Here is a 12,052-nt window from a genome sequence, read left to right on the forward strand (position 1 = left end):
CCAATCAGAAGCAATCAACCATGTACGATTCAAGAAACAGGGAACTGGCCGACAAGATCATTGGATACTCCACCCAAACAAAGCCTGGGGAGAATGTGATGATCGAGCTGTTCGGCATCAACGGAATCCAGCTGGCGCAGGAGATGGCGCGCGCAACCTTGCAGGCCGGCGCGGTCCCCTTCGTGATGATCCGCGACACCGACACCGAGCGGATTATCCGCGAGAACGGATCGCGTGAGTTGTGGGCCAAGGTCCGCGACGTAACCGCGCTCCCGCTGATGCAGCAGATGGACGTGTACATCGGCGTTCGCGCCGGCGAGAATATCTACGAACTAAGCGGCGTGAAGCCCGATGCCAGCAAGGCGTATGCCGAGGAGTACCAGCATCCGGTCCACATGCGCGAGCGGGTGAACAACACCCGCTGGTGCGTCATGCGCTATCCGTCGCCGGCGTTTGCCATGAACGCACGAATGCCCACCAACCGCTTCGCCGATTTCTTCTACCGCGCCTGCCTTCTGGATTACGCCGACCTGAACGAACGGATGAAGCCGCTGCATGAACTTCTTGCCGCCGGAAAGGAGATTCACCTGAAAGGGGAAGGGACCGACATCCGCTTCTCGATTGAAGGGCAAACCTGGATCTCCTGCGCTGGCGATTTGAACATCCCCGATGGAGAGATTTTCTCCTCGCCAATCCTCACCTCCGTCAACGGCCAAATTTCCTACGCCCCAACGGTCTATGACGGGAAGCCGTTCGAGAGCATCACCCTGATTGTGAAAGATGGGGTTGTGGTGGATTTCCAATCGAGCAACGCGAAGGCGTTGGAGGATATCCTGAACACCGACGAAGGGGCGCGGCGGTTTGGCGAGTTCTCGTTCGGAACAAATCCGTTCATTGATGAGCCGATGTACGACATCCTGTTCGACGAAAAAATTTGGGGGTCCAACCACCTGACGCTTGGCCAGGCCTACGACATCGCCCCGAACGGCAACCAGAGCGCCATCCACTGGGACCTGGTCTGCATCGGAGCCAACGTGATGCTGGATGGCCAGCTGATTCGCGAAGGGCGGAAGTTCGTCCACGAACGGCTGCTTCCGCTGAACCCAGAAAATTTCTGAGAACGCCGACGATAGCACAACAAGAACGTCACCGCAAGGTTCAGCCCTCACGGTGACGTTCTTGTTTATCTCACACTTGCCACGCCTTTCTTCCCTTGTTTCACCGCAGGTCCAGCACGTTTGGCCCCGGCAGTTGCTGCTGCACGCCGGTGATGATGCGGGCATCGTAGCGGGTAAGGCCGCTTGCGGTGGTGGCAATCCAGACATCGCCGTCGGGGCCGATATCCACCGCTCCTATATCAACAAAGCCAGAATTTTCCCGGGTGAATCCAGCCCAACGCTGGCCATCGTAGCGGTACAGGCCGCTGCTGGTGGTCAGCCACAGCGCGCCGTCGGGGGCGTGCCGCAGCGAGCGGATGAAGGGGCTGGCAAGGGGGGCATTCTGGAACGTGGTTTGCGCCAAAAGGCTGAAACGCACCATCCCCACCGAGGTCCCGATCCACACGCCATCGGCTCCGTCGGGAATAATTGCGTTGACCTTGTTGGAAGGGAGTTTGCTGTTGGATTGATTCAGGGATTGGAACTGCGCGGTGGCGGCAACCAACACCGCAATCCCCGATTGCACCGACCCAATCCACAGGTTGCCGGCGGAATCAATGGCGATGGATTTCACATCCCCAGTCAGCCCCGGCGGCGAATACCGGACGACGTTCGTGCCGTTGTATTTAATCACCCCACCGCCGCCTGTTCCAATCCAGATTGTTCCAGAAGCATCGGCAGTGATGGTGTGCAGCAGGGCTTTGGTGCCGATAAGCGTGGCGCGGGGAACCGCGATCCATGTTGCTCCGTTGAAGTGCGACGCGCCCTCGTTCGTCAGGACCCAGAATCCCCCTTTGCCGTCGCGGGAGAGTGAGACGGGCTGGCCGCTGATGCCGATGGTGGAGGAGTCGAACGTGGTCCAGGTGGTTCCGTCGAAGCGGGTTAGGCCCCCTTGCCCGGCAATCCACACCACGCTCCCAATCCGAAGGACATCGTACAGTTGGTTGGAGGGAAGATCCCCAAGATCCAATTCTAAAAACTCCCACTGTCCGTCGTGGAATTTTGCAAGCCCCTTGTTGGTGCCGAAATAGAGGTCCCCGTTGGCCCCGGCAGCAACGCAATGCAGCACCATGCCGCGTGGGTTCCGGTATGGGGTCAGCTTCGTTCCATCAAACATGGTGAAATGGTGCGTTGTTGACTTCACATCTATCTCGCCAAGAATCACAACCTGGCTTGGCGACAGGACAAGGATTCTGCGAGTAGCTCCAGTAGTGGGGATGTCAAGGGTGTAGCTGGTGTCGTTGCTGCTGTTGGTTCGGTACAGCGTCCCCGGGTTGTTCGCATACCAGACGCTCCCTTCCGAATCGGTGCCAACCCAGAAGGCATTGCCGGTTTCCCCTTCATTCCATTTTTTCCCGTTGAACGAGGTTAGATAGCTGGCTTCGGTCCCGACCCATATTGTCGAGTCCTTTGCTGCGGCAACGCTGAAGGTGACGATCTGCGGCGCGAAGCCGGAGGTGTCGGCGGGGCGGCTCCATTCCTGGCCATCGAACTTCAGCACGCCGTACCGCGAGGTCCCGGTTGCCACACCCCAGATGCTGTTGTCGGGGCTGGCGGCCATTGAAGTCAGCACAGGAATCTGGCTGCCGTTGGGGAAGGTGTCGTGCACGGCCCAGGTTGTGCCGTCGAACATCGCCACCCCGCGCTGTGTGGCAATCCACAGCCGGTTGCTGCTGTCGCGGACCATTGTGGACACCCAGTCGTCGGGCATTCCGGAGCTTGCGCGGTTGTAGATCACCTTCGCGCCGGTTGCTTTGGTGTAATGGATCAATCCCGCGCCCAGCGTCCCCAACCACAGATTATCGCCATCGTCAAGAATTGCCGAGACGAAGTTGCCGTTGGTGTACTGGCTCCAGCCAGGATATTGCGCGCTGGCCGGAACCCACGCCAGAAGAATCAGCAAGAAAAACCATCGGTTCATTGTCTATCTCTCCGAACAGTGATTGTATGGCCATGAAGATACGGAACAAGGGGGCGGCCTACCACAGCCCAACGCTTGCGTACGTCACTGCGGACTTCTCCTGGGCGTTATCCCACTGCTCGTAGTGGAGCAGCTTCCCGGCGCGTGCGCCGCTAATCCGAAGCGTGGCGTAGATTGGCGCAACACCGCAAATCCGGTAGCGGTTCCGCACCGCAGCAACGTGGCCAATAAAGCCCGAAGCATCGGCGCGAAGGGTGTGGTCAATCACCGACTCATCGAACTCGCGAATCTTTTTCAGCATCTGCCGCCCGCTGGTGTTGTCGCCAAACTTGTGGCCGATGTGGCATAAATCCGCGCTGGCAATCCAGCAGACGTTTCGGCCAAGTTCGGCGGCAACGGTGCCGATTGCTTGATAAAAATCTTGCACCCGCTGGTCGCTATCGGGCGAACCCAAACCTTCCTCCACATACTCCCACAACGCGCCGTGGAGGATTGGGACAATCTGGATATCACGATTGGGGAACAGGTGATGGAGGAAGATGGCTTGCAGCTCAATGGAATGCTCGTCGCGGTGGGCAATCTGGTTATGGGTGGCCGGGTAGCGAAGCCGCTCCCGCAGCCGTTTGATAAACTGGCGATCGGTACGAACCACGCCCCCGGGGACTGCAAAGTCTTGTTCGCAGATCATAAACCGGTCGTAGTTCATCACGTGCGGCACGCCAAAAATCACGAAGGTGTCGGCATCGGTTTCCCGCAAGGCGTTCCAGGCGCGGGCGTAGCTTCGCCAACCAACGTGCGGGTCAATGTGGGGGATGATGATTGCCGGGGGCGGGGTGCGGTCGTGGGGTTGGGTGTCCCATTCCAGCCACTCATCAAGCTGGCGGTGGAACTCCGCCGGGTTGCTGGGGTAGCACGCATCCGCAAGCGCCATCGGGCGGACGGCAAGGGCGTTGTAGGCGTTGTCAACCTCCGCTTTCCGCTGGTGGAATTGCGGGGTTTCTAAAAAGCAGGCTGCGCTCAACTGCTCGGCAAGGTCCAGCAGTTCGGCAACGGTGCAGCGGATGCCGGCGTTGCTTCCCTGCTCAACGGCTTGCTCGGCAGTGGTGGACCCGTCGAACAGTTCCAGCAGGAACACCAGGTCCATCGGGATGCTGACGCTCCGCTCGGCATATCCAAGCGGGTCGCTCAGGAGGGCAGTGCCGGGGATCACTTCTTCGGCGGCCAATCCAAAACGGAGTTCGGGGAGGGGAAGTGAGGTCATCGTAATCACATTGTGATTTGTAGCTGATGATGCATCAGCTACTGAAATTCAGATAAGGCAAAAATCATATCAGCAGGATACATGGTTCTATGCGGTGGCGTTATTCTTTTCTGAAATATGCTCAGGTACTGATCTCTGACATGGAAAGAACGCTGGTTTAGGAGAGAAGACTGGCCGTATCAATGCTATCCAGCAGCTTTTGGATACGGCCAGTTGATTGGCGTTGCTCAAGATATTCACTGTATACACGGCGAGCATTATCTAATAGTTCGCTATATAAGAGTATTCGCATACCTTTAATTTGTAAAGATTGAATGTCTTCGTCACGTTCTTTTTTGTCGTCCCAACCAACCGGCAGCTGACCGACTAAAAAAACCACTTCAATAATAGGATCGTGGTTATTATGTTTTTGGATGATTTTTCTCAGAATCCTTTGATATTTTTTTCCTTGATCGATCAAAGCTCCGGTCTTAGTTTTCACATTAGGTCGCTTTAATTCAATAATAATATGAGTTCCTGAAATTGTTGAATATTTAATGTCGTATCTTGCTTGTTGCTCTTCGGCTGTAAGATCAGATTTTATTTCTTCACCAAATGCTTCATAAAATTCTTTATAAATTCTTGATTCAACAAATTTAGAATCTGTAGCTCGTTCCCAGCTTGGATCAAGTAACCAGAGGTGCTCGGCAATATGGTTTTGAATGACTTTCTCTAATGCGTTGTCTTTTACATTTTTCTCTAAAGTCTCGATAACTTCTATTCTTCCACGCACGATTTGGTAGTACAGGCTTGCCTCAATATCATCTAGCCGAGAAAAGATGCTTCCGACTAATAGGATATCATCAGGTTCGATTTTTTCCAAGGCATCCAAATTATTTTTATAGCTCAGATGTTCGAATGCTAGGACTGCATATTTGAGTAAATTTTTTCGATCTTCGGGTTCATCAATGGTAAGTTGGTTGATTTTTCCAAAGAGTGATTTTGCTCGCTTTTTATGATCTTCTCCTAAAGAGTTGAACCATTGTTTGATTGCATCAATTTCAAGTGCAACTTTTGTTCCTTCATCGTTCCGTAGGCTAGTCCATTTTTTTTGAATGTGCTTTAATTCTTGTTGAACAAAATCCTGAAGTGATTTAAGCCTTGGATCTCCATCAATAAATTGCTGTCGGCTACTGGTAGTGATATCATCGCTATCGTCAAGATCTAAAAAATCTGCGTGGAGTTCGCCAATGATGTATTTGGAGTACATTCCTCCTTCATTAAAGATATCGAGGATATCTTCTTGTGCCATTTTACCACGAACAAGAATGACGATTTTATTAATATTTCCTGCATCATCTTTTAGACTTCCGGCAGATTTTACTGTACCAATCCACCCTATTACATTTCCTTTACCAGAACTTCCATCATCATTTTCCCAACAGATAGTGCTTTTACGAACTTCACTGTGGTCGCTATTTTTGAAATAGTGCTTGAAATCATCATCTAAATCATACATCCACAAAAATTGAATTTTAGAGAAGTAATCTCTATCTTCAATGGTAACTGGATCATTATTGATAGAAAGGGCAAAATGATGCTTACTTCCCAAGATATACTCGAAATAAAGTAGTTTGCGAAAAAGGGATGATGGGGTTACGTTAGGGAAAAGATAGTAGTCATTGAATAGATAGAGGGAAGAGATGATAGAACTTACGGAGGAATTACGGACACAACTGCGGAAATTGCAGCGAATGGAGAAAGAGAAGCGTCGGTATGTGAAGATCACGACGCTGCTGATGCTTGACGGGGATTTAGCGTTGGCAAGACGGCCTTTGCGTTGGGTGTTGATAATTCGACGATATATCGGTATGCCGAAGGGTATCGAGCATCAAAGAGCTTTGAGGATTACATAGAAGACAAGTATGTGTGCTATGGTGGGAAGCTGAGCGGTGAACAGGCATCAGCTGTATCGAAGGAACTGGAGGGACATCTGCATCATACATCGAAGGAGGTAGTGGAGTTGGTGTGCGAGCGTTATGGTGTGCGATATACGGAGAGCGGGATGGTAGCATTGCTGAAGCGTCTGGGCTTTGTGTACAAGAAGACGAGTCTGGTGTTATCGAAGGGGAATCGAGCGGAGCAGGAGGAATTTCTTGAACGTCTGGCGGGATTGCTTGCTGATAGGGGTGAAGGCGAGGAAGGTGGGGTAGTGTATTTCAGTGATGCGGTGCATCCTCAGCACAACACACGGAGCAGTTACGGGTGGATCAAGTCGGGGAGTCGGTATGAAGTGCGATCGAACACGGGTCGGGAACGTGTGAACATCAACGCGGCATTGAACGCGCATGATGTGGGAGATGTGGAGGTGGTGGAAAGCGAGCGGGTGGATAGTGAATCAACGATTGAGTTGTATGCAGCCTTAGAGCGGAAGCATCCGAGTGGAAGGATCAGAGTGATTTGCGACAACGCGAGATACTATCGGAGTCGTCGTTTGCGGGAGTGGTTATCATCATCGCGAATAGAGCAGGTATTTTTGCCGAGTTACTCACCGAATTTGAATTTAATTGAGCGATTATGGAAATACATGAGGAAGAAGGTAATAGACAGGAGGTATTATGAAACGAAGGATGAATTTCGTGGAGCTATCCGAAGATTTTTCAACGATATTGAGGAGTACCGCCCAGAGTTAGAGAGACTTCTAACCCTGAATTTCCACGTGCTCTGATTTTCGCAAACCTCTTTGCAGTGAGTATACTAAACCGTCGAGCAAGCTGTTTACGTAACGCAGCAGGAGTTTGACGCTGACGCTTTTTTAAGTCTCGTAAGATAATTCGGGTACCTCGAGTAAGATCAGGTGGAAAGTCATTGAGTTCAGCAGGATAATATGTGGATTCTTCCTGTTGGATTTTTTTTTCAATATCGGCAAGTAGCATTTGGAAGCCATTTTTTTCTCCATCTTTCACCGAATAAATGGTGATATTACGGGCAATAGAAAACAGAGAAAGCTTACCGATTCCTTTCCGACCCATCACCTTCCGCTGGTATTTAGGGGTAATACTACCATCTGGCACATTGCGCCGTTGATAGCCAATTGATAAGTAGCGGTTGTTGATATCGTTTTTCGCCATACCGTTACCATCATCGGTGATGACTATTTTATCACTATCAATCGTTATGGTAACGAGTTCAGCATCTGCATCCCAAGAGTTTGCAACTACCTCGGACAGTACTGCTGGAACGCTGCTATAAAGATTAATACCAAGGTGGTTAAGCAAGTTCAGGCTTAACGTCATTTTATAGGGCTGGTTATCCATAATGAGACTGGATATGTTGTTGAATTGAAACCCCGATTATCTCTCCTAAGCGAACGGGGACTGCGTTGCCGATCATTCGACCAATTGTTGTAAAATGATAGTTGTCACTTTTCTCAATGAATTGGTAGTCGGGTCGAAACGATTGCAGTATTGCTCCTTCCCTTAGGGAAAGCCCTCGATCTTGTTCTGGGTGCCCAAATCGTCCATTACCATAGCCATAAAACTGGGTAGTAATAGTTGGAGCAGGCTGATCCCAGACCATGCGACCATAGACACTACTGTAGGATTTCCCTGATTTTTCCTTGTGGCAATCGGCAATCAATTCTTCTGGCCAATCACGCCAAGACCCTCCCGGAACTGAGTGTTGAATGCGAGCAAGGTTTCGCTCTGAGAGACTACTGCTACGATGCAGAGGATCATCAGGATCGGCTTGGCCAGCGGCCAGCGGTGGAAGTTTACCAATGGCATCAGCAACAGTTCGGTAATTTTCAGCTTGATGCGTCGGTGAGATCAGTCGTATATGGCCAAGTTTTGAAGCAAGGAGGACTAATCGCTTGCGATGCTGCGGAATGCCATACTCAGGGCAATACACCAGCAATTCCTGAAGGCGAGAAGCACAGTAATAGCCATTATCAGCAAGTGATTTGATAAATCTTTGAAAAACTTGATGCATATATAGCCCTGGAACATTCTCCATACTAATGATTGTAGGCTGTGATTCCTCTATTAATCGCTGAAATTCGGATAGCAATCCCCACTTTGTATCATTTTCAGCATTAATTCCTTGTGTGTACTTCGAGAATGGCTGGCATGGAGCGCATCCAACCAAGACACGTATATGATTATCTGGGAAATGCCTCTCAATTTCTTCTCCAGTGATTTCCGCAATATTTTTTTGATAAAATTTTGCTTCATGATTATTGAATTCGTATGGGAAACAGCAGGCGCTATCAATGTCATAACCTGCGACCACAGAGATACCAGCATCCAAGAGCCCACGAGTCAGGCCACCTGCACCACAGAAAAGGTCAACAGCCGTAGCATTGATTTGGTATTTTTTGTTGCTTTGATTTGATATTTCCTTCATACTCCATCTTTAGGAAAACGGGTTCATTGTATCATTTTTACGGATTCATGATTCACAGCAGGTGCTTGTCAAAAGCCTTGCAAAGATATTCATCAATTGTAAATAAACGATGATTTTCTATCAAGAACACCTTCCGCTTATGCGGAGATCTATCACTAAAGTATAGGCGAAGCTACCGAATCGGCAAGGATTCACGCCACAAATTCTGCGTAAGATGAGTTGCCCACGCGGCAAAAGTAGAAACCCACCGATTGGCAGCCAAGCCATCTTCCTTCCACTTCTCCTTTCTTCCCCCCCTTGCATCAACGCGCCGAAATCCGTTGTTTGCTGGCCGCAGCAACACACGATGCCGGCGGGCTTTGCCGTCATCGGGTAGCGCACGCGCACGGGGAATTTTCGCTGAATGTTCTTTGCCGATTTCTGATGACACAACTCTCCCTCTCCTTTGCTTTGATGATGGTGGCGGTTAGCACCTTCTGCGCCGCGCAGTCGAAGCTCCTGATCCCGATGGACAACTCGCAGGATGACCACCTGAAGGCCTACGGCATTGTCTATTGGACCCTATCGAAAGGGCAGCAGGCCGATTGGTTGCTGAACTACCGTGGCGGATCGTTTATGATTGATTATGCCGATTTCATCGCTGCCGAATGCCGCATCCGTGGGGTCAGTTTCCAGCCGATTAGCGGATCCCAGGCGGCGGCCATTTACAGCGAGGTGCAATCGGAAAGCAACAACATGGACGTGGTGCGGCTTGAGCAAGCCCCGAAAATCGCCGTCTATGTTCCCCCAACGTTCCAGCCGTGGGACGACGCGGTGACGCTGGTGATGCAGTACGCCGAAATCCCCTACGACAAAATTTGGGACAAGGAGGTGCTGAACGATCAACTGAAAAAGTACGATTGGATCCACCTTCACCACGAAGACTTCACGGGGCAGTACGGGAAATTTTACGCCAGCTTCGCCAACGCGCCGTGGTATCTGCAGCAGGTGGCGATGCTGGAGCAAACCGCCACCGAGCTTGGATTCAGCAAGGTGAGCAAGCTGAAGTTGGCGGTGGCCGATGAGTTGAAAAAGTACATTGGCAATGGGGGATTCCTGTTCGCCATGTGCTCGGCCACCGACAGCTACGACATCGCCCTTGCCGCGCGCAACACCGACATCTGCGACGTGATGTTCGACGGCGACCCGCCAGCCGCCAACGCCCAAAACGCGCTGGACTTCAGCCAGACGCTGGCCTTCCAGAATTTCACGTTGGAGATGAACCCGTACATCTACGAGTACGCCGACATTGATGTGCAGCCGAACTTCAACTCCACCGCCGAAACCGACTTCTTCACGCTGTTCGACTTCTCGGCAAAGCATGATCCGGTCCCTTCGATGCTGACCCAATGCCATGTTGGTGTGGTTGGCGGATTCATGGGCCAGACCACCGCCTACCACAAGGAGTTCATCAAGAAAAACGTGATTGTGCTGGCCGAGAAGGAGGGAACCGATGAGGTGAAATATCTGACCGGAAACTACGGGCGCGGAACCTTCACTTTTTATGGCGGCCACGACCCTGAGGATTACCAGCACGCCGTCAGCGATCCCCCCACCGATTTATCGCTCCACAAAAACTCCCCAGGCTACCGCCTTATCCTGAACAACATCCTGTTCCCTTCGGCAAAGAAGAAAAAGCAGAAGACGTGAGGTTGCCGAACCCCGCGGCGCCAAGCGTGGCATTGCGCCAGCGGGGCAGGGGGGGGGGTTCACCAAACAACACAGAAGGGACGCATTGCGGGGCGTAAGTTTGGGGCCACTTGAAGCTGCAGATTCTCCATACCGACCCAACCACCCAAGCCCGCACGGGGTGGTTCCAAACCGACCGCGGGATTGTCCCCACGCCAATCTTCATGCCGGTGGGAACCCGCGCCGCCGTGAAGGCCCTCCGCTCGGCGGACCTGAAAAGCCTGGACGCGGCGATTATCCTGGGGAACACCTACCACTTGTACCTTCGCCCCGGCAACGACACGATGGGGAAGATGGGGGGGCTTCACCAGTTTATGAACTGGGATCGCCCTATTCTTACCGACTCCGGCGGCTTCCAAGTTTTTTCGCTGAAGGACCTCTGCAAGGTTCGCGAACATGGCGTGGAGTTCCAGTCGCACATTGACGGATCCCGCCACACGTTCACTCCGGAAAATGTTGTGGAGACGCAGCGGGTCATCGGCTCGGACATCGCGATGGTGCTGGACGAATGCCCGCCGGCACTAAGCACCCTTGCCGAGCATCGGCACTCCATGGAACGCTCGATGCGGTGGGCACGCAGGGCAAAGGAGCATCACGACCGAACTCCATTTTTGTACGGTGCGCGCCAAGCTCTGTTTGGGATTGCCCAAGGGGGATTGGACCACGACCTGCGCCGCCAAAGCGCCGAAGCATTGATGGAAATCGGGTTCGACGGCTACGCGATTGGGGGGCTGGCCGTGGGGGAATCCACCGAGGTGATGTATGAGGTTGTGGAGCGAGTCGCCCCGCAGCTTCCTGCGGATCAACCCCGTTACCTGATGGGCGTTGGGACCCCGCAAAACCTGCTGGAATGCGTTGCCCGGGGGGTGGATATGTTCGACTGTGTGATGCCCACGCGGAACGCACGCAACGGCACGGCATTCACGTGGCGCGGGCGGGTGAACTTGCGCAACGCACGCCACAGCACCGACAGCTCCCCGATTGATCCAGAATGTACCTGCGAGACCTGCCGCAACTACTCACGCGGCTATATCCGTCATCTGCTTAACGTTGATGAGATGACCGGCTGCACGCTGGCAACCATCCACAACGTGGCGTTCTACTTGAACCTTATGGAGATGGCACGGAAGAAGATTGAGAGCGGCCAGTTCGGCGCCTGGATGCGCCAGACGATCGCGCACATGGAACGTCCCGAATAACCAATACCAACCAAAACCTTTTCAACAACATCAACCATGAACATTTCAATCCTTGCTTTTCAGGCGGGTGGTGGGCTGCTGGGAATGCTGATTCCCTTCGTGCTGATCTTTGCCATCATGTACTTCCTGGTAATCCGCCCGCAGCAGAAGCGGATGAAAGAACAACAAGCACTGCTGGCCAGCGTCCGGCGCGGCGATGAGGTGACACTCAGCGGCGGGATGTATGGCAAGGTGGCACAAGTGGAGGAAAAAACAGTGCTGATCGAGATTGCACGGAACACCCAAGTGAAATTCGACAAAGGGGCAATCCAAACCATTGTCACCCGAGGCGACGAGGCGTAGAAGAGAAGCTCCCCCCGCTTCCCCGCACGAACAAACACGCCGTGCGGCCCCGATTGCCACA

10 protein-coding genes are annotated in these 12,052 nt (G+C 52.4%); 5 read left to right on the plus strand and 5 right to left on the minus strand.

Translation table 11 applies throughout. The features are described from left to right. Positions 1–20: 20 nt before the first annotated feature. Positions 21–1,118, plus strand: coding sequence for an aminopeptidase (locus IPM61_05650; GenBank protein MBK8910796.1), 1,098 nt, complete (start codon positions 21–23; stop codon positions 1,116–1,118). A gap of 100 nt (positions 1,119–1,218) precedes the next feature. Here IPM61_05650 and IPM61_05655 read toward each other — a convergent pair whose 3' ends face one another. The 3 genes from IPM61_05655 to IPM61_05665 all read right to left on the minus strand — a co-directional run bounded on the left by IPM61_05655 (position 1,219) and on the right by IPM61_05665 (position 5,930). Then, positions 1,219–3,078, minus strand: a complete 1,860-nt coding sequence (locus tag IPM61_05655; protein ID MBK8910797.1) for a hypothetical protein — start codon at positions 3,076–3,078, stop codon at positions 1,219–1,221. Between the two features lie 58 nt (positions 3,079–3,136). Continuing rightward, positions 3,137–4,339 (minus strand): AmmeMemoRadiSam system protein B, encoded by a 1,203-nt coding sequence (gene amrB / locus IPM61_05660; protein ID MBK8910798.1) that lies wholly within the window; start codon positions 4,337–4,339, stop codon positions 3,137–3,139. 157 nt (positions 4,340–4,496) lie between these two features. Beyond that, positions 4,497–5,930 carry a hypothetical protein gene (locus tag IPM61_05665; GenBank protein ID MBK8910799.1) on the minus strand — a complete coding sequence of 478 codons (1,434 nt, stop codon included), beginning with the start codon at positions 5,928–5,930 and terminating at the stop codon, positions 4,497–4,499. 228 nt (positions 5,931–6,158) lie between these two features. Between IPM61_05665 and IPM61_05670 the strand changes: the two genes are divergently transcribed. Beyond that, positions 6,159–7,046 (plus strand): IS630 family transposase, encoded by an 888-nt coding sequence (locus IPM61_05670; protein MBK8910800.1) that lies wholly within the window; start codon positions 6,159–6,161, stop codon positions 7,044–7,046. Here IPM61_05670 and IPM61_05675 read toward each other — a convergent pair. Both IPM61_05675 and IPM61_05680 read right to left on the minus strand, forming a co-directional pair. Then, the gene (locus IPM61_05675) at positions 6,979–7,635 is read right to left on the minus strand and encodes an ATP-binding protein (protein ID MBK8910801.1); all 657 of its coding nucleotides are present in this window, start codon (positions 7,633–7,635) and stop codon (positions 6,979–6,981) included. The genes IPM61_05670 and IPM61_05675 overlap by 68 nt on opposite strands. Beyond that, complete coding sequence (locus IPM61_05680; GenBank protein MBK8910802.1) at positions 7,628–8,722, minus strand: DNA cytosine methyltransferase; 1,095 nt, start codon at positions 8,720–8,722, stop codon at positions 7,628–7,630. Before IPM61_05680 ends, IPM61_05675 begins: the two co-directional genes overlap by 8 nt. Positions 8,723–9,175: 453 nt before the next feature. Between IPM61_05680 and IPM61_05685 the strand changes: the two genes are divergently transcribed. The 3 genes from IPM61_05685 to yajC all read left to right on the plus strand — a co-directional run bounded on the left by IPM61_05685 (position 9,176) and on the right by yajC (position 11,991). Further along, a complete protein-coding gene (locus IPM61_05685; protein MBK8910803.1) occupies positions 9,176–10,411 on the plus strand; it encodes an asparagine synthetase B in 1,236 nt (411 codons plus the stop codon). A gap of 110 nt (positions 10,412–10,521) precedes the next feature. Then, positions 10,522–11,649, plus strand: a complete 1,128-nt coding sequence (gene tgt, locus IPM61_05690; protein MBK8910804.1) for a tRNA guanosine(34) transglycosylase Tgt — start codon at positions 10,522–10,524, stop codon at positions 11,647–11,649. Between the two features lie 36 nt (positions 11,650–11,685). Next, positions 11,686–11,991 (plus strand): preprotein translocase subunit YajC, encoded by a 306-nt coding sequence (gene yajC, locus IPM61_05695; protein ID MBK8910805.1) that lies wholly within the window; start codon positions 11,686–11,688, stop codon positions 11,989–11,991. The last annotated feature ends 61 nt before the right edge of the window (positions 11,992–12,052 follow it).

It is taken from the genome of Chlorobiota bacterium, assembly GCA_016710285.1.
Lineage (GTDB): Bacteria > Bacteroidota > Ignavibacteria > OLB7 > OLB7 > OLB7.